Origin of the sequence: Paraclostridium sp., from assembly GCF_051656405.1 — a bacterium.
GTDB lineage: Bacteria > Bacillota > Clostridia > Peptostreptococcales > Peptostreptococcaceae > Paraclostridium.
The window spans coordinates 13,642-37,248 of the sequence record NZ_JBOGBV010000015.1 but is presented as its reverse complement, the minus strand read 5'-3'; the positions used below and the strand labels follow the sequence as shown (position 1 = coordinate 37,248).

The window sequence follows — 23,607 nt, the reverse complement described above, 5'->3', positions numbered from 1 at the left end:
TTCTGACTCAGATGCTACTGCTGATGCCGATGCTACTTCTGATTCTACTTCTGATTCAGATGCTACTGCTGATGCCGATGCTACTTCTGATTCTACTTCTGACTCAGATGCTACTGCTGATGCCGATGCTACTTCTGATGCCGATGCTACTTCTGATGCTGACGCTACTTCTGATTCTACTTCTGACTCAGATGCTACTGCTGATGCCGATGCTACTTCTGATTCTACTTCTGACTCAGATGCTACCGCTGATGCCGACTCTACTTCTGATTCTACTTCTGACTCAGATGCTACTGCTGATGCCGATGCTACTTCTGATTCTACTTCTGACTCTGACTCAGCTGCTAACTCTACTGCTGACACTGATTCTACTTCTGATTCAGATGCCACTTCTACTGTAGATACTACTTCTGACTCTGACTCAGCTGCTAATTCTACTGCTGATGCTGATACTACTTCTACTGCAGATACTGATTCAGCTTCTCTTTCTGGTTCAGATGCTACTTCTACTGCTGACACTGATTCTACTTCCGATTCAGATGCTACTTCTACTGTAGATACTACTTCTGACTCTGACTCAGCTGCTAACTCTACTGCTGATGCTGATACTACTTCTACTGTAGATACTACTTCTGATTCTGACTCAGCTGCTAACTCTACTGCTGATGCTGATACTACTTCTACTGCAGATACTGATTCAGCTTCTCTTTCTGGTTCAGATGCTACTTCTACTGTAGATACTACTTCTGACTCTGATTCAGCTGCTAACTCTACTGCCGATGCTGACACTACTTCTACTTCTGACTCTGCTTCTACTACTAACACTGACTCAACTTCTACTGTAGATAATAATGCTGACGCTAATACTACTTCTGATTCTACTTCTACTGCAGATACTGATTCAGCTTCTGTTTCTGACTCTAATTCTACTGTAGATGCTACTGCTGACGCTGACACTACTTCTACTGCTAATGTAGATTCTGCTGCTGAATCTAATGCAAACAACAATAACCAATCTACTGCAACTAATAACATTGGCCCAATAACTGTTAGTACACCTATAAATATATATATAACTTGCCCATGTTGTGGTAAAACACATCACTGCCAAACAGATCATTGTGAAACACATTTCTGTAATAGAGGTGGAGAGTTTAGATCTACCCCTGATATAGAAGTTACTACAAGTGAAGAATGTATAGACGAGAATATGGAAGATTAATTATAAAGGGGATTAAGTATTATGAATCAAGAAAAAAATATAAATAATAAAAATCAAGCTCCTAAAAAAGAAAGTCATCATATATCAACTGTTAAACGTCAACGTATTCATAATGGCGAGGTTGTACAAGATGACATTAAACACAAATATATTCTCAATGGAGAAGTTGTAGAGGATGATTTTAAAAATATTCCTAATGATGGTATCGAATCTAACTCTAATAATAATCATATATCTGATCATCAACACCAACATGTTCATAATGGTGAAGTTGTAGAGGATGATGATGATTTTAAACCTTCTAAGAATAGTAAGCATTCATCTGACCATAAGTACCAACATGTTCATAATGGTAAAATTATAGATGAAAAATAGTTTATTATAAATTTTAAAATTGAAATAGTCTAAAATGAAATGGTGAGCATTAAACAAGCTCACCATTTCTCATTATATAATAATTTTTTTATCTGTTTTAATTTTACATATAGTTAGAAACAATTAAACCACAAGCTAATCTAGCTCCTGCATTTCCTGCTGGTTGAGAAGTAAAATCATCATATCCTTCATGAATTATAAAAGACTTTCCTATTATTTCATCAACCGTAAATCTATTGGTAAATGTAGAAAGTAAACCTACTCCATCAGCAGATAGTATTGGTGGCAAATCACCTGAGTGCATAGGATGTTCTACTTTCGTTGGATTGTAGTGAGATTTAGCTGCCATAAATGGTTCCTTTTCATTTCCTACTGAACAATCTCCAACCTCGTGAATATGGAATCCATGAAATGCGCTAGTTTGATTGTTTTTATTAGGAATCCCAGTTATATATGCTTTTACATATACTCCTTCATCTAATTGGTATAAATATACCATTCCCTTTATACAAGGTCCTAGTGGGCCTCCTTGTATTTTTGAATATGCATCTGGCTTAGATGGATTATAATTAGAAAAAACTTTTTGAATATCATACTTTTTACAAGAATTGTCCATAATATCCTCCTTAAGTTGTAATAAATTTTCTCGCTCTCTATCTTATGATTAGAACTTTCAAAATGTTAATATGTACTTTTACTTAAACATAAAAATGGATATTATCTAAACGATAATATCCATTTTAAAATAATTTATATTTTAATTAAATTATTTTATTTATACAACTTCTAACTCTTCAATACATTCTACTTCTTCATCTAAATCATATTTTTTTATTTCTTTAAATAAAACTATACCAGTTATAATTGCTGATACAATATCTGCAGTAGGTTGAGCTAACCAAATTCCATTTAACCCTATAAAGTTTGGTAATATCATTATCATCGGTATTAACACAATAACTTGTCTTAGTAATCCCAATAGCATAGACATTTTAGCCTTTCCTATTGATTGGATAAAATTACTTCCTACTATTGATATTCCTACTATCGGCATTGCAAATGCATATTTTCTAAGTCCATTTACAGTTATATTCATAAGCTCTTGATCTTTATTAAATGCTCCTACTAAAAGTTGTGGTGCAATCTGAATAACTAAAGCTCCTACTATAAATACAACAGTTGCTAACATTAGACTTATTTTTAAAGTTTTCTTGGCTCTATCATATTTTTTAGCTCCATAGTTGAATCCGACTATAGGTTGCATCCCTTGAACGAACCCAAATGCAGGCATTACAAACAACATATTTATAGAACTTATTGTTGCCATTGCTCCTATTGCCAAATCTCCACCATATACTTTTAATGAAGTGTTGAACATAAGTTGAACCATACTATTAGCTAACTGCATTGCAAATGGCGACATTCCTATTGCAAATATAGTTTTTATAATTGTTTTATCTAATTTTAAATTTATTTTTTTAAATTCAACATTTGACTTTCCTCTTAGGTAATATGTTAAACCCCAAATTGTTGAAACAGCTTGTGATATTATAGTAGCAAGTGCAGCACCTTGGATACCCATATTAAAACCAAATATGAAAATTGCATCTAAAACTATATTCATAAAACATCCTGCTGCCATTATAGCCGCTGAAAGTTTTGGATTTCCATCACCTCTTATTAAGTTACTAAACATCATTGACATTATATTGAATATTGCTCCGATTAAGATTATACCCATATAATCTTTTGCATATCCTATTGTCGCTTGACTTGCTCCAAATACCATAAGCATTTTATTTGAAAATATAGTCCCAAATATGGCTATTAATATACCTATTAAAACCGACAAACTAACTGCATTTCCTACTATTTGTTCAGCTTTGTTTCTATCTCCTTGCCCTAGTTTTAATGATACATTAGTTGTTGCTCCAACACCTATTAAAGTTCCAAAAGCAATTATTATAGACATTATTGGCATTGTTACTCCAAGTCCTGTTATAGCCAAAGGCCCAACCCCTGGTATGTTCCCTATAAATACTCTATCTACAACATTATAAAGTGCATTTACCATCATCCCAATAATTGCTGGAACTGAGTATTTCAGTAATAATCGACCTATTGACTCTGTCCCTAAGATATTTTTGCTATTGTTCATACAAATCCTCCTTTATATGTCTATATGATTACATACTTTTTCAAGTAAATTCTTCAACATAATTTCTTCTTCATCAGTTAAACTTTCACTGATTATTTTATTCCAATCATTAAAAACACTATAAATATTTGGTTTAATATCCTTAGCTTTTTGTGTTAAAAAAATTTTATTAGATCTTTTATCTTCACTATCTTTTACTCTATTTATAAGATTTTGTTTTTCTAATTTTTTTATAGCTCTAGCAGTTGTTCCTTTATCAATTTTTAAAACTTCTGATATTTCCTCTTGATTTTTCCCATCTTTAACATATAAATCCATTAAATACATAAGTTGACCTGAACTTAAATCATACTTTGCAACTTCTCTATTTATAAATACTCTAGATTTTCTATATAATTGAGAAATAAACTTCCCAACATATTTTTCGTCATCACATTTTTTTTCACACATGTTTTTATCACCTTTCATTAGTTGTATATGCAACTATATTAGTTTACCACATATTAGTTGCATATACAACTAAATATTTTTAATAATAATAAGAAAAGACTTGGATTTACCAAGTCTTTTTAATTAATATATTTAATTTACATTTAAGCTTTTTTTCTTAATAGCTATTAAAAGTAATGCTGCCACAACTGTTCCTATCGCTATTGCCGCTAAGAATAATAATAAGTTGCTTGTTGCTCCTAGTAATCCAACAATTGGACCTCCATGAGGAACATTATCAGTTATTTTAAATACCATTCCCATAGCTCCTGCTATTGCACTTCCTACTACTATAGAAGGTATAACACGTTTTGGATCTCCTGATGCAAAAGGTATCGCACCTTCTGTAATTCCTATAAGTCCCATTAAGAATGCTGATAATCCAGCTCCTCTTTCTTCTTCTGTGAACTTATCCTTAGCTATGAATGTAGCAAGACCCATAGCTAATGGTGGAACAGGTATAGCACAAGCTACAGCTCCCATTACCAAAGGATTTCCTGCCGCTATCGATGCAACTCCAAATAGGAACGCAGTTTTATTGATTGGACCTCCCATATCTATTGCAACCATAGCTCCAAGTACTAATCCTAAAACAACACTTAATGCTGGATTTGCTGCAAGAGATGCTAACATTAAGTTTAACCCATCCATAACCCATGAAATTGGTGCTCCTAATATTAATATTAAAGCTGCTGAAATAATTGAAACACTTATTATTGGGATAACAAATATTGGCATAATTGCTCTTAAATCTTTTGGTACTTTCCATGTATTCATCCACTTAACTAAGTATCCAGCCATAAATCCAACTATTATTGCACCTATAAATCCTGTACCATTTGAAGTTCCTAATATTGCTCCATCATTTGCAACCATAGCACATATCATTGCCGGTGCTAATGCAGCTCTTCCTGCTATAGACATTGCTATAAATCCAGCAAGTATAGGTATCATTAATGTAAATCCAATTCCTCCTATTGCACTAACTTTGTTCCATATAGAACCTTCGGGTATTACCATTCCCGATGCAGTAGGGTTTCCTCCTATTGCAATAGCTAATGCTATAAATAATCCCCCTACAACAACGAATGGTATCATATGTGAAACTCCATTCATAAGTTCTTTTACAGATCCTCCTGAAGCAGTTTTTTTATCTGACTTATTTTCAACTTTTCCTTCTTGTATTTTTGCAGTAGTAGGTAAATTTTCTATAAGAGATTTTGCATTTTTTATAGATTCCTTTATTGGAACCTCTATAACCTTTTTACCTGCAAATCTCTCTTTTCCTTCTATTGCAACATCTGCTGCGATTATTATGTAATCGCAATTTTTTATATCTTCATCAGTAAGTGAATTTTCTACACCTTGTGATCCTTGAGTTTCAATTTTCATTTCGTGTCCTAATTTTTTACCTACAATTTCAAGCTTTTCAGCTGCCATATAGGTATGAGCTACCCCCACTGGGCATTTAGTAACTCCCAATATTTTCATGCTTACCCCTCCATTTCAGATATTATATAGTTGTATAACTTTTCTTTATCACTTTCATTTAATAATACTTCTACAAAATCATCATCCATAAGTTTTCTTGCAAACTTTGATATAATTTGAAGATGAATATTACCTTCATCTGTAGCAGGCATAACTAAAGCTATAGCAACTTTTACAGGCTCGTCATCCAAAGACTCCCACTCTATATCGTTTTCAAATTTAACTATAGATATAAATGGATTTTTTACTCCTTCAAGTTTTGTATGTGGTATTGCCACATATCCCCCAAATCCAGTTGATGACTCTTCTTCTCTCTTTAAAAATCCATTTAATAAATCTTGTGAGCATACATCCGAACTATTTACAACTAAATCACTTATAACTCTTAATGCTTCCTCTTTATTTCCTCCATTTACTTTTATACCATCAAATATTAATTCTTTTTTTAATAAATTTTTTATCATTTTTATTTCCTCCTAATACATTAATTCAATTAATTTATTTTTATCTATAGCTTCCATATTTTCTATAGATTCTTCACTGTCTATTTGTGCAATTTTCCTATAAAAATTATTGAAAAACCCTGGATTTTGTTCTAATAACCCATTATCAAAAGCAATTAAGAATACATGGTAAACTGTTGTATCTCCCCACTTTACTCCATCTTTTATATAAGCTATACATATTGAACTTTCAATAACATGACTCGCTTTTCCATGTGGGATTGCTATGTTGTTTATGTTAGTTGTAGATAGTTGTTCTCTATTTATAACACTATCTAAATACTTATCATCTACACTAGAGCTTTTCTTCAAAACTTTTACCATTTCTTTTAAAACATCTTCATAGGTTTTAGCATTTTCAATTTCTATAAATGCTCCTTTTTGTAATAATTCTTCAAATAATTTTTTACTTTCACTTCTTTTTATATAAGCTTCGATATTTTCTTTATCTTGCTCTTTAATAAGAGGCGATACATAAATTACATCTTTATGTTGATTTGGAAGTTTTTCAGTTGATATTATAAAATCATAGCAATTTTTTTTCATCTTTAAAAAAGTTTGAACTGAATATGCTCCAACAATCTCTATATCTTTGTATATATTTTGTATTCTGTTTACTATTAAATCCATCGATACTTGTCCTAAATGACAAACAATTAATACTCTAATCTTATCTTTATTACTCTTTGCTCTCTCTATCGCTGTTTGAAAATGTAATGATAAATATATAAGCTCATTATCTAAAAAGCGATATTTGTAATCTTCGTTTATTACATCTGCTGTTATAGTAGACATTTCAAATGCAAATGGATATAACTTTTTTATATCACTCAAACTATAAATTTCACTTAATACAGAATATCCACCTCTACTTATAGTTGAGTATAAATGTATTGATAATCCTTTTTTTAATTGTTCATCCATAAATAAGTCAATCGACAATTCATTTTTAATTCTATATAAAATCCTATTTATAGTCGGTTTTAGTTTTTCTATCTTCTCACTTTTATTTAGTGCATTATTTTTTTTCAATACTGAAAATAAATAACATAGATAGTACTTATCGCCTTCCCTTAAAGATAACTCAAATCTTTTATTTATATCGCTAACTATTTCAGAATACTTATTGAAATTTGGTAAATCTTTTATTAATCTAGTAAAAGATTTGTTTTCTTTGTGAAGATTTTCTTCTCTTATATCTTTCAATAAAAATAGTAAATATAAAAATAATTGTTTTATAGATTCATCTGTAAATGTAAATATATTGATTTCTTTTATATAATCTATAACCAATATGCAGATATCGATTTCCTGAATTTTAAAATAATCCCTCATATTAAAGTGCAAGTTATCAAATCTATTTACTTCTTCGAAAAAATCTATTCCTTTCATATACGGAAGCACTAACTTTACAAATAAAGACATCCTATCTAATTTTGAAGATGAATACCTTATACCATAATGCCTAATAGATTGAATATCTTCCTTATACTCTTTTAATATTGATACTAATTGTTTTTCTATTAATGATTTACTAACAAATAATTTATCTGCTATTTCTTGTATAGTTACAAAATCTCTTTCTAATATTATTGTCATCAATATTTGATTTTGAATTGGAAACTCTATAAGAGACTGGGCTTCTTTTAAAAAAACTATAAAATTTTCTTTATTTATAATCTTTATTTTATTATTTTCTTGTATTACTAACTGTGTATCATAATTTGTTAGTATTTCATTAATTAATATCATTTCATTTTTTACTGTTGCTATAGTTATTTTAAATTTTTTAGCAACTTGTTTTAGTGAAATATAATGATACTCATTTAAGTAATTTAATATTAAACTTTGGCGTTTACTAATTTTCATCTTTAGGTTTCATCCTCCAGACTCTCTATTATGATTTAATTTTATCCTATGTTCTTTTTTTGTAAAACATACAATAATTTACCCTTTTAAAAATTTCGTGTGTTTATATCAATTTTCTACATTTTTCTTAATTTTCAAATTGATATTTATATTATAAATCAAAAAAGAAGCTATATTCAGCTTCTTTTTTATTATTTTTAAAATAAATTTATAATTTTTCTCTAAATATTTATTACCATTACTTTTTCGCCATTTATGTCAAACTCTCCATTAAATTCAAATCCAATTTTTTTATATAAAGAAATAGCTCCTATATTATTATCATATACGCTTAAATAAATTTTATTGTATCCATATTCATCTTTTAGCCTATTTAGTAAAAATCTTACTCCTGATTCTCCATATCCCTTGCCTTGATTTTCGTGAGAAATTAAAAATCTGTCTAGCCAAACTCTACCTCTCTCACCTTCATTTTTAAATAAGCCATACATAGCAAATCCTATAGCTTTATCTCCATCGTATATTCCAACTGGTCTCCATAACGAAAATTCCTTTGACTCTTTTAAACAATCTTCTACGCTCTCAATATATCTAAGTTGTTCTTTACCTACTTTTAAACTAGTTATTTCTTGATAATTTTTTTCATTAATTTCTTTTATATTCAAATTCATTTTTACCACTCCCTAATACTATTTTAAATAATTGCAAATAAAAAGTACATTGATAAATATCAATGTACTTTATTATCGCTATGAGGTAAATTTAATATATGTCTATCCTATATATTCTAATATTTCACCTACATTTTTATCTGCCTTAACTTTGTCGTATGCCTTTTCTATAATACCATTTTCATCTATGATGTAAGTTGTTCTAATAACTCCAAAACCAAGTTTCCCATATAATTTCTTTTCTTGCCATACATCGTAAGCTTTTATTACATCAAGGTCAGGATCTGATAAAAGTATAAATGGTAATTCATTTTTTTGTGCAAATCTTTCATGTGATTTTACACTATCCTTACTTATACCTATTACTACCATATCCTTTGATGTAAACCTATCAAAATTATCTCTAAATAAACATGCTTGCTTAGTACACCCTGGAGTACTATCCTTAGGGTAGAAATATAATACTACCTTTTTATTTTTAAAATCTGATAAACTTACTAAGTTTCCGTCTTTATCTTGTAGTCTAAAATTTGGTGCTTTTACTCCTACTTCTAACATATTCTTTGTCCTCCGGTTTATATTTATTATATATATACCAAATATGTTTTGTTATTAAACTTTTACTTACTATAATTTTTTTAGACTGCATTTTAAATGATTTAATTAAATATTTTGTTGCGGTATCTGACTTGTTATATATGGAATTACTTCATCCGGAGATATGTTTAAAGCAATTGCAAGCTCTTCATTTAAAAGTCTTTCTGCCTCTTTCATAACATTATCATCTACTTGATGTGGTTTTTTTCCAATAGATTTTACTTTTTCATTATTGCAATATATATTTCTTATTAGTTTTATAAGTTCTTCACATTTACCGCTTTTCAGCATTGCATTAAACTCTTTATTTCTTGTTTTATCATCGTCAATCCATGAAATATCCATATTAGCCATATCATTTAGTAGTGAAGTTGCACTGCTTTTAGATATAGTCTTTCTCATTGGAATATTTTTATTATCCACAGGGGATTTTATTATTATATTTTCAGCATAAACTGGACTTAATACATAATATCTTCTGTCTTCTCCGTTTATAAACTTTTCATTAGTTATGTCTATAACTTTGCATGCTCCTGTCATACCGTACATTACACAATCGTCAATCTTAAACATTAAGATTTCACCATCCTTAAAATAATAAAAAAGCTACCTACTTTTAGGTTGGCTTTTTCGACCCATAATAGAAATTATATTTATACACATAATTTAAAATACAATTTCATATTCATTATATAAAAAAAGTAGTTTTGACAACAGGACTTACGTCATCAAAACTACTCGTTGTATTATTATTTTACCACATTTTAAGCTTTTCATGTAAGTAAAAACTTTTTTTTATATAAAACTATATAGAATTTATAATACATTCTTCTACTTTATCAAATCCAACCCTGTCTATAAGCTGTGCAAATCTCTCACCTTCATTTGCATTTTCTTTAAAGTAATTAACAATTGTATCTATAACTTGTAATATATCTTCTTCTTTAAATTTCTTTCTTAGTGACTTTCCTAAACTAGCTTCTCTACCCATTCTTCCACCTATAAAGACTAATATATCTATTTTTTCACTATCACTTTCTACGGCATGTGCTGGGCAAAAACTAACGCATTTCCCACAGTTGCTGCATTTATCCTCTATTATTGAATACTTACCATCCTTGTACTCAAATGCTTTGTCAGGGCATACCTTTAAACATACTTTGCATTCAATACACTTCCTATTGTCTATCCTAACCCCTGTTAATGGTAATATACTCAAATCATTAGATTGAGCCTTCCCATAGCTATTTTTACAGCCTAATACAGCTATTTTAAATTTGGCAGGTAGCTCTCTTCCAAAAAATTCATTATGTACTTCTTTAGATATTTTTTGAGTATCTATAAGACCATTAGAACAAACACTACCTTTGCAAGATAAAATTGCTCTTATAGTCTTACCTCCTCCCCCTACTATTAATCCATTTTCATGTACTATATTTATAACTTTTTCTATATCATAATACTTTATATACGGTATTTCCACAGTTAACCTACTAGTTAAATTCAGTTCTTTATTTCCATATTGCTCTGCAACTTTAGATAATATGCTAAATTCTTTTGAAGTAAATACTCCTGATTTACCTATTACTCTTATAGCAAAGTAACCCTCTTGTTTTTGAGGAACTATTCCTTTAGACTTTAATTCATTTTTTTCTTGTAATGATAATATTGGTTCCATGTATTTACCTCCTAATATGACTTTAATTAATATATAATTTCATACGTGATAAATTATATCATTACATGCGCTCATCCATTAATTGAAATTATTTATAGTAATTATATGTTTTTTTAATAATTAAAAAAGTCTCAAAATAACTTGATAATAATATTAATTATCTGATTATTATTGAGACTCTTTTTCATTTCAATTAATTTTCTTATTTAATTTTTATACCATATAACACCAATAAAAGTCTTTATAATTTGGATTAGAGTTACCGCTCCAAATATAGCACTCATATAGTAAAATGCTCTTATTTCTTCAGATGAATACATTAATACAAATATAGTAAATGCCATTACAAATAAAACCATAGTAATACTCATTATATTTACTATTTTTTTAAGCATATGCTTTCTTTTCAAATACATTACTAATACAATAAGCATTAATATAACCAAAACTAAGATAGATACATATTTTATAGTTTGTATAGGATATTCTTGCTCCCAAATATAGTTTTTATGTACTACATGTCTTAACATGCCCATTTTAGCATGAGTAAAATAATTTACTAAATATGCACCAACTAACATAAGTGCTTCTACTATAGTTACTAAAACATAAAAAATCTTCTTTGCTGTTCCCATATAATATCAACTTCCTTGTCTAAAATCTAAGATAAGCACTGCAATCTATGCAGTGCTTATTCTTATTATAATATATTTTATATAATTTTATATAATTTATTTTTTTGCAGCTTTATCTGTTGGTAGTTTATCTACTGTAGTGTATTGGCAATCTCCACTATTAGGATCTCCTACTTGTACTGGAAGATTTCCATGCATTTGCCACTCATTCCATCCACCATCGTAAACAGTCATTCCTTCCCAGCCTGCATCGTAAGCAATTAACCAAGGAACTGAAGCTCTCCATCCTGTACCACAGTAGAATGAAAGCTCATTATCTTTTTTGATATCAGAGTCTGACCATAATTTTTGCATTTCATCAGCGCTTATAACTGTTCCATCTTTGTGTAAGTAATCTTGCATATTGTAAGGATCACTTCCTGCATGACCCCAAACAGCACCCTTAGGTTCTCCAGCTCTATCTATATAAGTGTATCCACTTGTTTTTCCATCAAACTCTTCTTTACTTCTTATACTAACTAAACGGAAATTAGAATCGTCTTTTAATTTCTTTTTAACTTCATCTATAGACATCCAATATTCTGGATGTGAAGGTATTTTAGCTCCAAAGTCTTTTGCTGGAGTAGCTTTTTCTACTTTAGTTTCAGTCTTATATCCAGCTTTTTCCCAGGCATCAATTCCTCCGTCTAATACTTTAACATTTTCAACTCCTGCCCAAAGATATGCATATGCAACTCTACTTACTGCAGAAATATCATTTCCATATAATATAATAGTTTTATCTTTTGTAACTCCTAAATCTAACATTCCTTTTTCAACTACTTTAGGATCTGATATATTCCAAATTGGTTCAGATTCAACACTTGAAGTATCTACATGTATTGCACCTGGAATATGTCCTTTTGTATAAGTTGGACTATCTTTGTAAGTTCCCCAAGAAACTTCTAAAATCTCATAATCTTTAGATTCTGGTTGATTTCCATCTATTACACTTTGTACCCACTGAGGAGATACAAAGACTTTTCTTGTATCTACTTTTTCAGCTTTTACATCTGACTTTGACTTCGCTGATTCTTGTGATTCATTTGAAGATTTACTACATCCTACTGCCATTGTTGCTACCATTGTGATTCCAACCAATGCACTAATTAATTTTCTTTTCATACATCTTCCTCCGTTATGATTTTCATTGTCTTCAAATAATTATTCTTTCATATGATTTCAATATTTATGTTGGATTTTTCCAATAAAAATAATTCTAAAAATTTTTAATTTATTAAAATTTTCTCCAACATTCTATCATATACGATATAAATCGCCAATCTTTATAGAAAAAAACTATATATCATCTTAATATTATTTGTTTTTTCTATATATATTAAATTACTCTAATAAATCAAAATGTGACAATAATTATGAACTGTGAATATTATAAACTAGATAATACTTTTATCTAACTTATAACTCTATAGGAGAGTGTAACTTTCATGCTTAATGAAAAGATAATGATTATAGATATTCCATTCAATATATTAGATCATCCTTTTTGGTGTGGATTTAAAATTCTTTACTCCCCCATATCCCAAAAAGCTCAAGCCAAAGAATGGATAGATCCAAGAATAGATGTATTTATGGATTATACAGCTAAAAGTCTTATAAACCAAACTAATCAAAATTTCAAATGTATATTAAGACATACCCCTGGAACAAAAGATATAATAGCTGATTCTCTATCTAGATATCCAAAGTTACCTGACAATATAATTTTTACAGATGATGGAGATAACTTAATAAAAGAAATTATTAGTCCATATAAATATGTCTTTCATATAAGAATTGATAGTGATAACATGTTTAGTCCAGACTATATAGATCAATTATATAAAATTGAAAACTACAAAAACTTACAATGTATATTATCTCAAAAGGGATATATGTATGATGCTAATAGAGATATTTTAGCAAATATGGATCATCCTTCTCCATCTTTTTATGCTTTTATTTATACAGTAGAAAACTTTCTTTTGGGTCTAAGATATCCTGTAAAAGACGACCATTGGGGTGCAATAAGCTATATTCATGAAGTAATTCCTACTCCAAGTTATATGATTATTATTCATAAACTTAATGTTAGTAATGATTTTCAAGTTATTTTAGAATATCCATTTATAAAAACTTGGCTTGCTAGCGAAGAAGAAAAAGAAAAAGCTTTAAATTTTTTTAAATTAAATTAACCATTTTATAAATAAATCTAGCTCGCTAAATCTATAAATAACTATAGATATAATTTACGAGCTAGATTTTACTTAATTAATTTCATAAGTTTATCTGTTTCCTTATAAATATCATGCACTCTTAGCCTCAATTAAATTATCCGTTCTTTGTTTATATAAATGAATCATAGATGAAACTAAGTATGTTGAAATTATAGAAACTATAGATGCTGATAGTATAGATATTTTACATATATTAACAAGTTCTCCATTACCTCCAAAAGCTATTTCAGACACGAATATAGACATTGTAAAACCTATTCCAGCTAGTAATGCAACAGGTATTATGGATGACCATTCTACGCCTTCTGGCTTTTCTGTTACATGAAGTTTAGTTCCTAGCCAAGTAAATAACATTATTCCAAGTGGCTTTCCAACCACTAATCCCATTACGATTCCTGTTATTAATGTATTTGTTGAATTAAAGTCTATATCTATGTTTAAGTTTATAGCTGTATTTGCTAAAGCAAATAAAGGTAGTATAACTAAGTTACATAAAGGAGCTAATTTATGTTCTAACCTATTCATCATAGGTTGTTTTGAAACTATTATTTTTCTAGATGGTATAGAAATAGCAATTAGTACTCCACTTATAGTCGCATGTATGCCACTATAGTAAATAAATATCCATAAAACCATACCTACCATCATGTATGGAGTAACTTTATCTATGTTTCTTCTATTCATTAAAATTAATACCCCAAATGTTATAACTGAAAGTATTAAAAAACCTATGTTTATATCTGAAGAATACAATACTCCTATTACTAAAATAGATATTAAATCATCAACAACAGCTAAAGATAATAAAAATATCTTTAATGCTGGATTTAGCTTATTTTTTAATATCATAAATATACCTATTGCAAAGGCTATGTCAGTTGATATAGGTACTCCTACTCCAATAGAATAATTTGTATTAGAATTAAATATTAAAAATACAATTGCCGGAACCAGAACTCCACCAATAGCACCTATTATAGGAAATGAAGCCTTTTTAAAACTAGATAAGTTTCCATTTAATATCTCATTTTTTATTTCAAGTCCTACAAATAAGAAAAATATTGCCATTAAAAAATCATTTATTATCATATGCATATTAAAGTCTCCTAATAGTGGAAATTTACTTAATAAATTATGGTATACTTCTCCATGTTGACTATTTGCTATTAATAAAGAAACTATTGTTGAAACTATAAGTAATACGCCTGGTAAACACCTCTGAGCTAATTATATTCTTAAACCTACTTTTCATACATTTCAAATTTCCTTTCTTTTTAAAATTATAAATTCTACTGTACTGAGAAATTTTACTCTATATCCTTAATAGGCGTCAATTCGTTTTATTTTAAAATTATTTTATAGATGAATTATTCACTTTATTTATTAAAATTCATACAGACGCATTCGAAATATAATAAAAAAAGTACAAATATGTTGCATTTTATAAAGAACATTTTATAAATAAATTTTTTTCTAGTTCACTCATGTATCGTATGAACAACTTGGTTTTTCTAAAAACATATGATATTATTTTAAAAATGTTCATATGTGAAGGAGCGAAAATAGAAGAATGAAAAAAAATAAAAAAGAAATTATATCACTAATTTTTTCTAAAACTTTAATTTTTATATTTGTAGTTTTATTAGTGAGTTTGTTTAAAACTATATTCAAACCAGAAAATTCCCTTATAGGGGTTACGACAGTTGTGCTTATGCTTGTACTATTACAAACGGATTTAACCCTAAATCCCATTAAAAACCTATTAAACTTAATAGTTCTTAATTTAGCATTTGGATTATCTGCTTTTTTAGTTTCTCAAAATGCGTTATTAGGATTAATACTTAACTTTTCAACAATGTTATTTATAGGTTATTATTTTAGTTATGAATTAAAAAAACCTGTTAATATGATGGTAGGCTTACACTATATGTTAATGATAGTTTCCCCTATCTCAATATCTCAATTGCCTCTAAGACTTTTATCTCTAGTTGCAGGAGCATTTATGATAATGGGTGTTCAGTTGTTAGCTAATAAAAATAAACTAACTAAATCAAGAAATGCTATGTTCAACACAGTAGTAAATGATTTATTAATCAAAATTGATTTATTAAAGTCACAAAATGATACTGAAAATATAGATACATCTTTATCTTTGAATATAAATAATCTTAAATCGCTAATATTTGAGAGTGGAAAAAGTGAGTCTCATTTTACAGAATGCGGAGTAAACACAATGAATGTGTTATCTTGTCTAGAGAAAATAAATTCTATACTAGATACTATAAAAAATAAAAGTTATTCTTCACAAATTCTAAACGATATATTTTCTGTAGTAAATGATATAAAAAATGATAAATTTGATATTAATATAAATGACTTAGAAGATACGTATAATGAAATTAATTTATACTCACTAGATATTACAGATATCGAAGCTGTTTATGACTTTATTGATGTAGCTAAAACTTTAAGTGTAGAACTAAGAATATATAAAAATACAGTTAATAATCAAAAAAATATACAAAATGAACTTTCTATACCTCAAGAGTTTAAAGAACTACACGTTCAGAAAAACCTTATGAAGCTCAAGTCTCCTCGATTTGCTTATGGTATACGATTAGGTTTAGTTGTTTCATTGACATTCTTTATTGTTAAATTCTTCAATATAGAATATGGAGAGTGGGCAGTGTACACAGTTTTTGCATTGTCACAACCACATTCAGAGTACACTATTCGCAAGTCAAAAAAGAGAATAATAGGTACTATAATGGGTTCAATTGTGATGGCTATTTTATTTAATGTAGTTACTGACCCTGGTTTAAGAACTGTAATGCTAGTACTAGCTGGATACCTAATGTCGTATGTATCTGATTATAGAAATTTAGTTGCATTTGTTACAGTATCAGCTGTAGCTTCAGCTGCATTATACGTTCCAAATCCTAACTTTATAATAATAAATAGAATAGTATTTGTTGTTATAGGTATTGCTATATCTTTAGTAGCCAATAAATTCGTATTTAATCGTAAACTATTAGATGAGGAAAATAACTTAAACAACATTCAAAGAGATTCTTCTAGAAAAATGCTTGGAGAAGTTCTTCTTAATGAGGGTAATAAAAATACAAGTGTTATAGGAATATTATATTTAATCCCAGATTTAATAGACTTAAGAATAAGTTACTTAAATCAAAATGGTTTAAATATGGATAAATCATTTATAAGTAAAAACAAAGTTTTAATGAATGATTTATACCAAATACATTTACTAGAAAAAGATGATCAAGTATTTAATAAAATACTATCTAATGTAGAATCTATATTAATTAATTCTAGTAATCTAGATATTATGGAATCACGAATGCAAGAAACTACCAAGTCTGCATCTAACATAAAAGAAAAGATTTTATTTATAAAAATATCTAGAATATTAAATATAATAAATGACATGAATTACAGCGAATCAAATCAATCTACTTTATATAACTATCTAACTGCTTTTAATTAATAAAAAGGCTACAATTTCATAGAATTGTAGCCTTTTTTATTTATACATATTTATTATAATCTATCTAAACCTTGTTTTAAATCTGCTATTATATCTTCTGCACCTTCAAGACCAACAGATATTCTTATTAATCCTTCAGATATTCCAGCTTCAGCTCTTTCTTCTTGAGTATATGGAGAATGAGTCATTGAAGCAGGGTGTTGTATTAATGTTTCACAATCACCTAAACTAACTGCAAGAGTACATAACTCTAAAGAGTTTAGTAGTTTTTTACCACCTTCAAGTCCACCTTTAACTTCAAATGCTATCATACCTCCTGGCATATCCATTTGTTTTTTAGCTAATTCATATTGTGGGAAACTTTCTAGTCCTGGGTAGCTAACTGTTTCTACATTTGGATGAGATTCTAAGAATTTAGCAACTTCTATAGCATTCTTAGTGTGTCTATCCATTCTTATTTGTAAAGTTTTCATACCTCTTAATATTAAGTAAGCATCAAATGGAGATAAAACAGAACCTGTCATATCCTTAACTCCGAATAATCTCACTTGAGTTATAAAGTCTTTTTTACCAACAACGAAACCTGCTATAACATCTCCGTGTCCATTTAAGTATTTAGTAGCAGAGTGAACAACAACGTCAGCTCCTAATTCAAGTGGTCTTTGTAAGTATGGAGTGCAGAAAGTATTATCAACAAATACCATACAACCTTCTACTTTATGAGCTATTTTAGATATAGCTTCTATATCAACTAATTTTAAGTCTGGGTTAGCTGGAGTTTCTAAGTAAACAACTTTTGTGTTTTCTTTCATAGCTCCTTTTACTTCATCTAAGTTAGTTGCATCTACAAAAGTAACTTCTACTCCGTATCTGCTTATTCCATGGTTTAACATTGCATAAGTACAACCATATAAAGTTTTACTTGCAACTATATGATCTCCTGCTTTTAATGCAGTCCATAATGCTGAAGTTATAGCACCTATTCCTGAACCTGTTGACATACAAGCTTCTCCATTTTCTAATAGTGCCATTTTTTCTTCTAGTTGCGCATTTGTTGGGTTCCCAAGTCTTGAATATATAAATCCATCTTCTTCTAATGCAAATCTTCTACCACCTTGTTCAGCACTATCAAATACGAAAGTTGATGTTTGATATATAGGTGTAGTTAAAGCCCCTGATACTGGATCCTTTTTATGTCCTCCGTGTATAGCTTTTGTTGCGAATTTTTTATTCTTTAAGTTTTCCATTTTGAGTTCCCCCTTTAAATTTATTTACGCTATTATATATGAGCAACTCTCATGCCAAACTTTTTTATTTTCGAATAAAAATATTTAGTTAATTTTAAAAACGCAAAAACATTGAAAATACGCTATTTTTCGAAACGTTTACACAAAGTTGGAATTTATATTTTCAAAGATAATTTTTTAATGTAAACCTTTATTTACAAATCATTATACTTACTGTAAATATTTATTTACATATGTAAAGCTTTATTTACAAATCATCTTCCTTTATATTATATTTTTTAATTTTATTCATAACTGCAGTGTGAGATATCCCTAGTATTTTTGCACTTGATCTATAACTTTTATTTGAATCATATACTTTCATAATTATTTCTTTTTCATATCTTTCCATTTCTTCTTTTAATGAGTTAAATTCTACCTCTTCATCTTCTTCTATAAAACTATCAGTAATATCTTCATCTTTATATATAGAGTCTATAACAATATGTTGAGTAGTTAAAATATCTCCATTGCATAAATTCATAGCTCTCTCAATTAAATTTTGAAGTTCTCTTACATTCCCTGGCCAATCATAACTCATTAACTCATCTATAAATTCTTTCTTAAAACCTCTTATATCTTTATTTAACTTCTTATTAAGTTTATTTATAAAAAATTGAACTAATATAGGTATATCATCTAGTCGTTCTTTTAAATTTGGTATCTTAATAGGAATTACATTTAATCTATAATATAAATCTTCTCTAAAAGTTCCATCTTTTATCATCTTTTCAAGATTTTTATGAGTAGCCGCTATTACCCTAACATCAACAGCTTCTTCTTTGCTACTTCCTATTTTTCTTATTTTTCCTTCTTGTAAAACTCTAAGCAGTTTAGCTTGAAGAATCATTGATAATTCTCCTATTTCATCTAAAAATATAGTTCCTTTATTAGCTTCTTTAAATAAACCTTCTTTACCGCTTTGCATTGCTCCTGTAAAACTTCCTTTTTCATATCCAAATAACTCACTTTCTAATAAACTATCTGGCAGTGCAGCACAGTTAATAGCTACAAATCTTTCGTCTTTTCTATCACTTAAGTTATGAATAGCATTTGCAAAGAGCTCTTTACCTGTCCCACTGTCGCCCCTTAATAAAACAGTAGAATTACTTTTAGCTATTGTTGTAGTTACTTTTTTTACTTTACCCATGCTTTTACTATTTCCAATTATATCTTTAAACGGACCATCATTATTTTTATTTATTATTTTAACAAGTTGTTTAGCTTTATTAACATCTTTAATAGAAATAACTGCTCCTACAGTTTCATCATAGTCATTAGTTATTCTTCTACCTGTAGTAATATAACTGCTTGTAGTATCTCCATGTTCCAAACTAGATTTTATATTATCGTACTCTATTCCCTTGTTAACTAAGTCCGCAATTATATCATCATTTCCTACAATTTCTCTAATGTCTCTGCCTACTACTTCTGCTTTTTTATAATTAAATAATTCTTGGCAGTAATTATTGAATATATTAATTTTAAAGTCCTTATCAATAGATATAATTCCTTCATCTACTGAGTTAATAACTGCAAGAAGTTGTCTCTCATTTTTTTCATAAGATAAAAGCTCTACTTCATTTACTGATATTACATCTGCTATGCTACAAATGGCTTCTTTTAATATTTCTTTAGTTTTTGCATCAATATCATTTATTTTTATACACACCTTTGTAGGAAAAACTTCCATAGATACTAAATCTATCTTTTTATTGTAAAGCTTGTACAAAATCTCGGTTGTAATACCAAATCTATCTTTTGTATTTACTTCAAACCTAACCATACAAACGTCTCCCTTTTATATTAAAACCAACTAATTTGAGTTTTTTCATATTTATTTTTATAATCATTTATAATATCTTTCATTTTATATAAAAGATTATATTTTTCACACTCTTCTTTGAAAACATTCCATAGATGCTCATAATTCCTAGCTCCATTTTCATAAGATTCCCCGTAAATTTTTTCGTACCTTTTATCTAGATTTTCATCAGGAAATATCTTTCTTAATTGTTCAAAATAGTATTCCCTTTGATTTTGTCTTAACGTAACCCCTAATCCATAAGTGAATACAAATTTAGCTCCAGATTCATAAGCCTTTTTAATAATATTTTTTATATTATCTTCATTGTCATTAATAAAAGGTAATATCGGCATTAATAATACTCCTGCATATATTCCATTGTCTGAAAGATTTTTTAAAGCTTCAAATCTTTTAGATGTTGGGCAGACATTGCTCTCTACCTTTTTACATAAATTATCATCATATGTAGTTATAGTTATCTTTATAATAGTAGGTGAATGACTTTGTATTCTTTTTAATATATCTATATCTCTAGTTATTAAATCACTTTTAGTAGCAATTGATATTCCAAATCTATTTTCATCTACTGCTTTTAAAGCTTCTCTTGTTAACATAAATTTTTCTTCAAATGGATTGTATGGATCACTCATAGCACCTGTACCTACAACCCCTTTTGTTTTCTTTGACTTAAGTTCTTTTTTTATTGTTTCAGTTGAATTTTCTTTAATTCTGACTCTATCAAACTCTATTATTTGATAGCAGTTGCTTCTAGAATCACAGTATATACATCCTTGGCAACAACCTTTATATATATTCATCCCATAATTAATTCCAAACCAATGTGGGTTTTCTTTATATCCAGATACAATAGTTTTTGCAGGTATAAACTCCATCGATACCTCAACCCTTTCCATATTAGCTTTTTGCTTAATACGGTTTTACCATATATAATTTTTAAAATCAACAAAAAAAACTCATATCCAATGGACATGAGTTTTATTTAATGTATATTTATATTGTTTTATCAATTTTAACTATATTTGTAATTAATAAACTTAAAAGTATCAAGATTATACTTACAATCCAAGGCTTTAATCCGAAGTTATTAAATAATAAGTTAACACCAGCAATTGTAACTAAAGCATAATTAATAGATATTAATATTCCATTTTTAGATTTTTTATTTGATAAAATCATTCTTATACTTAATGTAAACATCCTTATACCTATAAATGCCATAAGTACGCCTACAATATCTTGAATTATATAATAATAATGAAACTCCATATTAATTTCTCCTTTTTTATATAGCTTCTTCAACCTCTCTCATTATACTAATTTCTTCTTCTGTGTATGTTTTCATTGTAAATCCTGTAACTCCATATATAAATGTTATTAAAGGAGTTATCCAGTTTAGGAAACAGTATGGAATAAATTCAAAGGCACTAACTCCTAATGTCTGACTACAAAATATTGCATTTGAATTCCATGGAATTAGTGGAGCCCCTAAGGTTGCAGTATCTTGTATAATCCTTGATAAGTTTTCAGGTTTTAAGTTAAATTCCTTATATAAAGGTTCCATTATAGTTCCTACAAATACAGATGTAAACATCATAGAAGAACTAAACGCATTTGCAAGATAACTAGATATAAATGTAGTTCCAATTAATTTAGTTCTAGACTTTCCTATCTTACTTAACATAGGTTGTAATAAAACTTCTAAAAACCCTGCCTTTTGTAAAATTCCAGCTATAACAAATACTATAAATACTAATAATACAGTCTCTGCCATACTCATTATTCCACCACGATTTAATAGTTTATCTGTATATTCAAGACCTGTATCTATAGAAAAACCATTAAGCATATAATTTAGTAACTTACTAACACTTTCCCCTTCTTGGAAAAAGGCTATAATTGCGCCTACTACTCCAGAAGCTAGTATGGAAACTATAGATGGTTTTTGTAAAAGTAATAGAATAAGTAAAAATATTATTGGTATTATTGAAACAAATCCTATATTGAAATTAGCTTTTAAAACTTCCATTACTTGATTTATTTGATTGTAATCTATAGTATTATTAGCATATTTAAATCCTATAACTGTATATAAAACTACACAAATTATATAAGCCGGAACTGCCGATAAAGTCATATGTTTTATATGAGTTATAACATCGGTTTTACAAACTGCTGCTGATAAATTCGTAGAATCTGAAAGAGGAGAAATCTTATCTCCAAAAAACGCGCCAGATATTATAGCTCCAGCTGTTAACCCAGCAGGAACCCCCATACTAGTTCCAATACTCATTAAAGCTATCCCTGAAGTACCTAAAGTCCCCCATGAAGTTCCCGTAGCTATAGATGTTAAAGAACATACTACTAATGTTGTAACTAAAAAATATTTAGGTGTTATTATAGCAAGTCCACTATATACTATGGTTGGAATAGTTCCAGCTGCTATCCATGTAGCAATTAATACCCCAACAGAAAGTACAATTATATTAGATTGAAATGCACCTTTTCCCATATCAAATCCCATTTCTTCAATTTCGCTATTTGTATAACCTAACTTCATAGCAGCAGGAACTACTATTAACCATGATAATAAAAACATTGTTGTTATAGATGCCTTAAAAACAACCATTCCAACTGTAGTTAAAGATATAATTGCAACCATTACTAATACTGCAAACTGAAACGTAGGTTTTCTTTTTTCTATATTTTTGCTCATTTTAACTGTCCATCCTTTTTAATCTCTTTTGTTTATATTTTTCTAGAATATTTGTTATAACGATAATAAACATTCCAGTTACAGGAATGTCAATATCTTTTAAATTACGATTGTATTCCTGTTATTCTTTTTTAAATATTTGTATCTAGTAAATTACTCATTAACCTCATGTCTATCTTGATATCCTTTTCCTAAAACCCTAAAGTCACCATCCTTATACTTTTATTTCACAATACTATTAAGCAATATCTGTGCCAAATTAATTTTTTTAAAAATACATTACGTATAATCATTGAAATTTGAGTAAATGT

The 23,607-nt window shown here is 28.6% G+C and carries 21 protein-coding genes and 1 pseudogene; 3 read left to right on the top strand and 19 right to left on the bottom strand.

What is annotated here, in order from left to right:
- The coding region (locus ACRDDE_RS02660; RefSeq protein ID WP_438625351.1) for a hypothetical protein at window positions 1-1,035 on the bottom strand (1,035 nt) is incomplete at its 3' end.
- A gap of 208 nt (window positions 1,036-1,243) precedes the next feature.
- Here ACRDDE_RS02660 and ACRDDE_RS02655 point away from each other — a divergent pair.
- The gene (locus ACRDDE_RS02655) at window positions 1,244-1,597 is read left to right on the top strand and encodes a hypothetical protein (protein ID WP_438625349.1); all 354 of its coding nucleotides are present in this window, start codon (window positions 1,244-1,246) and stop codon (window positions 1,595-1,597) included.
- Between the two features lie 103 nt (window positions 1,598-1,700).
- Here ACRDDE_RS02655 and ACRDDE_RS02650 read toward each other — a convergent pair whose 3' ends face one another.
- From ACRDDE_RS02650 to ACRDDE_RS02595, 12 genes are all read right to left on the bottom strand, one after another.
- A complete protein-coding gene (locus tag ACRDDE_RS02650; protein ID WP_438625347.1) occupies window positions 1,701-2,213 on the bottom strand; it encodes a superoxide dismutase family protein in 513 nt (170 codons plus the stop codon).
- Between the two features lie 159 nt (window positions 2,214-2,372).
- A complete protein-coding gene (locus ACRDDE_RS02645) occupies window positions 2,373-3,755 on the bottom strand; it encodes an MATE family efflux transporter (RefSeq protein ID WP_438625345.1) in 1,383 nt (460 codons plus the stop codon).
- A gap of 12 nt (window positions 3,756-3,767) precedes the next feature.
- On the bottom strand, window positions 3,768-4,205 hold the full coding sequence (locus ACRDDE_RS02640; protein WP_438625343.1) for a MarR family winged helix-turn-helix transcriptional regulator: 438 nt from the start codon (window positions 4,203-4,205) through the stop codon (window positions 3,768-3,770).
- 132 nt (window positions 4,206-4,337) lie between these two features.
- A complete protein-coding gene (locus tag ACRDDE_RS02635; RefSeq protein WP_438625341.1) occupies window positions 4,338-5,735 on the bottom strand; it encodes a PTS fructose transporter subunit IIC in 1,398 nt (465 codons plus the stop codon).
- A gap of 2 nt (window positions 5,736-5,737) precedes the next feature.
- A complete protein-coding gene (locus tag ACRDDE_RS02630; protein ID WP_438625339.1) occupies window positions 5,738-6,199 on the bottom strand; it encodes a PTS sugar transporter subunit IIA in 462 nt (153 codons plus the stop codon).
- Between the two features lie 12 nt (window positions 6,200-6,211).
- Window positions 6,212-8,107: a BglG family transcription antiterminator gene (locus ACRDDE_RS02625; protein WP_438625337.1), complete on the bottom strand. Its 1,896-nt coding sequence runs from the start codon at window positions 8,105-8,107 to the stop codon at window positions 6,212-6,214.
- 221 nt (window positions 8,108-8,328) lie between these two features.
- Complete coding sequence (locus tag ACRDDE_RS02620; RefSeq protein ID WP_438625335.1) at window positions 8,329-8,778, bottom strand: GNAT family N-acetyltransferase; 450 nt, start codon at window positions 8,776-8,778, stop codon at window positions 8,329-8,331.
- A gap of 102 nt (window positions 8,779-8,880) precedes the next feature.
- Window positions 8,881-9,336 carry a thioredoxin-dependent thiol peroxidase gene (gene bcp, locus ACRDDE_RS02615; RefSeq protein WP_438625333.1) on the bottom strand — a complete coding sequence of 152 codons (456 nt, stop codon included), beginning with the start codon at window positions 9,334-9,336 and terminating at the stop codon, window positions 8,881-8,883.
- A gap of 105 nt (window positions 9,337-9,441) precedes the next feature.
- Window positions 9,442-9,948 (bottom strand): CarD family transcriptional regulator, encoded by a 507-nt coding sequence (locus ACRDDE_RS02610; RefSeq protein ID WP_438625331.1) that lies wholly within the window; start codon window positions 9,946-9,948, stop codon window positions 9,442-9,444.
- Between the two features lie 232 nt (window positions 9,949-10,180).
- Window positions 10,181-11,053, bottom strand: a complete 873-nt coding sequence (locus ACRDDE_RS02605) for a 4Fe-4S dicluster domain-containing protein (RefSeq protein WP_438625330.1) — start codon at window positions 11,051-11,053, stop codon at window positions 10,181-10,183.
- 206 nt (window positions 11,054-11,259) lie between these two features.
- Window positions 11,260-11,688 (bottom strand): hypothetical protein, encoded by a 429-nt coding sequence (locus tag ACRDDE_RS02600; RefSeq protein WP_438625328.1) that lies wholly within the window; start codon window positions 11,686-11,688, stop codon window positions 11,260-11,262.
- A gap of 96 nt (window positions 11,689-11,784) precedes the next feature.
- On the bottom strand, window positions 11,785-12,852 hold the full coding sequence (locus ACRDDE_RS02595; RefSeq protein ID WP_438625326.1) for a sulfurtransferase: 1,068 nt from the start codon (window positions 12,850-12,852) through the stop codon (window positions 11,785-11,787).
- 323 nt (window positions 12,853-13,175) lie between these two features.
- Between ACRDDE_RS02595 and ACRDDE_RS02590 the strand changes: the two genes are divergently transcribed.
- Entirely contained in the window at window positions 13,176-13,922 is a 747-nt protein-coding gene (locus tag ACRDDE_RS02590) for a hypothetical protein (RefSeq protein WP_438625324.1), read from the top strand.
- A 111-nt stretch (window positions 13,923-14,033) separates the two neighbouring features.
- Here ACRDDE_RS02590 and nhaA read toward each other — a convergent pair.
- Window positions 14,034-15,164: pseudogene (gene nhaA, locus ACRDDE_RS02585) on the bottom strand (Na+/H+ antiporter NhaA); the annotation flags it as partial.
- A gap of 370 nt (window positions 15,165-15,534) precedes the next feature.
- Here nhaA and ACRDDE_RS02580 point away from each other — a divergent pair.
- Window positions 15,535-17,469, top strand: coding sequence for an FUSC family protein (locus ACRDDE_RS02580; protein ID WP_438625323.1), 1,935 nt, complete (start codon window positions 15,535-15,537; stop codon window positions 17,467-17,469).
- A gap of 53 nt (window positions 17,470-17,522) precedes the next feature.
- On the opposite strand, the gene megL is transcribed toward ACRDDE_RS02580, so the two are convergent.
- The 5 genes from megL to nhaC all read right to left on the bottom strand — a co-directional run bounded on the left by megL (window position 17,523) and on the right by nhaC (window position 23,296).
- The gene (gene megL / locus ACRDDE_RS02575; RefSeq protein ID WP_438625322.1) at window positions 17,523-18,716 is read right to left on the bottom strand and encodes a methionine gamma-lyase; all 1,194 of its coding nucleotides are present in this window, start codon (window positions 18,714-18,716) and stop codon (window positions 17,523-17,525) included.
- 247 nt (window positions 18,717-18,963) lie between these two features.
- Window positions 18,964-20,541 carry a sigma 54-interacting transcriptional regulator gene (locus tag ACRDDE_RS02570; protein ID WP_438625320.1) on the bottom strand — a complete coding sequence of 526 codons (1,578 nt, stop codon included), beginning with the start codon at window positions 20,539-20,541 and terminating at the stop codon, window positions 18,964-18,966.
- A gap of 20 nt (window positions 20,542-20,561) precedes the next feature.
- On the bottom strand, window positions 20,562-21,455 hold the full coding sequence (locus ACRDDE_RS02565) for an SPL family radical SAM protein (RefSeq protein WP_438625318.1): 894 nt from the start codon (window positions 21,453-21,455) through the stop codon (window positions 20,562-20,564).
- Window positions 21,456-21,573: 118 nt separating this feature from the next.
- Window positions 21,574-21,849, bottom strand: coding sequence for a hypothetical protein (locus ACRDDE_RS02560; RefSeq protein WP_438625316.1), 276 nt, complete (start codon window positions 21,847-21,849; stop codon window positions 21,574-21,576).
- A gap of 16 nt (window positions 21,850-21,865) precedes the next feature.
- Window positions 21,866-23,296 carry a Na+/H+ antiporter NhaC gene (gene nhaC, locus ACRDDE_RS02555; protein ID WP_438625315.1) on the bottom strand — a complete coding sequence of 477 codons (1,431 nt, stop codon included), beginning with the start codon at window positions 23,294-23,296 and terminating at the stop codon, window positions 21,866-21,868.
- Between the last annotated feature and the right edge of the window lie 311 nt (window positions 23,297-23,607).

Coding starts and splice junctions, on each gene's coding strand:
- ACRDDE_RS02655 (WP_438625349.1), top strand. CDS start 1,244: ATGAATCAAGAAAAAAATATAAATAATAAAAATCAAGCTCCTAAAAAA.
- ACRDDE_RS02650 (WP_438625347.1), bottom strand. CDS start 2,213: ATGGACAATTCTTGTAAAAAGTATGATATTCAAAAAGTTTTTTCTAAT.
- ACRDDE_RS02645 (WP_438625345.1), bottom strand. CDS start 3,755: ATGAACAATAGCAAAAATATCTTAGGGACAGAGTCAATAGGTCGATTA.
- ACRDDE_RS02640 (WP_438625343.1), bottom strand. CDS start 4,205: ATGTGTGAAAAAAAATGTGATGACGAAAAATATGTTGGGAAGTTTATT.
- ACRDDE_RS02635 (WP_438625341.1), bottom strand. CDS start 5,735: ATGAAAATATTGGGAGTTACTAAATGCCCAGTGGGGGTAGCTCATACC.
- ACRDDE_RS02630 (WP_438625339.1), bottom strand. CDS start 6,199: ATGATAAAAAATTTATTAAAAAAAGAATTAATATTTGATGGTATAAAA.
- ACRDDE_RS02625 (WP_438625337.1), bottom strand. CDS start 8,107: ATGAAAATTAGTAAACGCCAAAGTTTAATATTAAATTACTTAAATGAG.
- ACRDDE_RS02620 (WP_438625335.1), bottom strand. CDS start 8,778: ATGAATTTGAATATAAAAGAAATTAATGAAAAAAATTATCAAGAAATA.
- bcp (WP_438625333.1), bottom strand. CDS start 9,336: ATGTTAGAAGTAGGAGTAAAAGCACCAAATTTTAGACTACAAGATAAA.
- ACRDDE_RS02610 (WP_438625331.1), bottom strand. CDS start 9,948: ATGTTTAAGATTGACGATTGTGTAATGTACGGTATGACAGGAGCATGC.
- ACRDDE_RS02605 (WP_438625330.1), bottom strand. CDS start 11,053: ATGGAACCAATATTATCATTACAAGAAAAAAATGAATTAAAGTCTAAA.
- ACRDDE_RS02600 (WP_438625328.1), bottom strand. CDS start 11,688: ATGGGAACAGCAAAGAAGATTTTTTATGTTTTAGTAACTATAGTAGAA.
- ACRDDE_RS02595 (WP_438625326.1), bottom strand. CDS start 12,852: ATGAAAAGAAAATTAATTAGTGCATTGGTTGGAATCACAATGGTAGCA.
- ACRDDE_RS02590 (WP_438625324.1), top strand. CDS start 13,176: ATGCTTAATGAAAAGATAATGATTATAGATATTCCATTCAATATATTA.
- ACRDDE_RS02580 (WP_438625323.1), top strand. CDS start 15,535: ATGAAAAAAAATAAAAAAGAAATTATATCACTAATTTTTTCTAAAACT.
- megL (WP_438625322.1), bottom strand. CDS start 18,716: ATGGAAAACTTAAAGAATAAAAAATTCGCAACAAAAGCTATACACGGA.
- ACRDDE_RS02570 (WP_438625320.1), bottom strand. CDS start 20,541: ATGGTTAGGTTTGAAGTAAATACAAAAGATAGATTTGGTATTACAACC.
- ACRDDE_RS02565 (WP_438625318.1), bottom strand. CDS start 21,455: ATGGAGTTTATACCTGCAAAAACTATTGTATCTGGATATAAAGAAAAC.
- ACRDDE_RS02560 (WP_438625316.1), bottom strand. CDS start 21,849: ATGGAGTTTCATTATTATTATATAATTCAAGATATTGTAGGCGTACTT.
- nhaC (WP_438625315.1), bottom strand. CDS start 23,296: ATGAGCAAAAATATAGAAAAAAGAAAACCTACGTTTCAGTTTGCAGTA.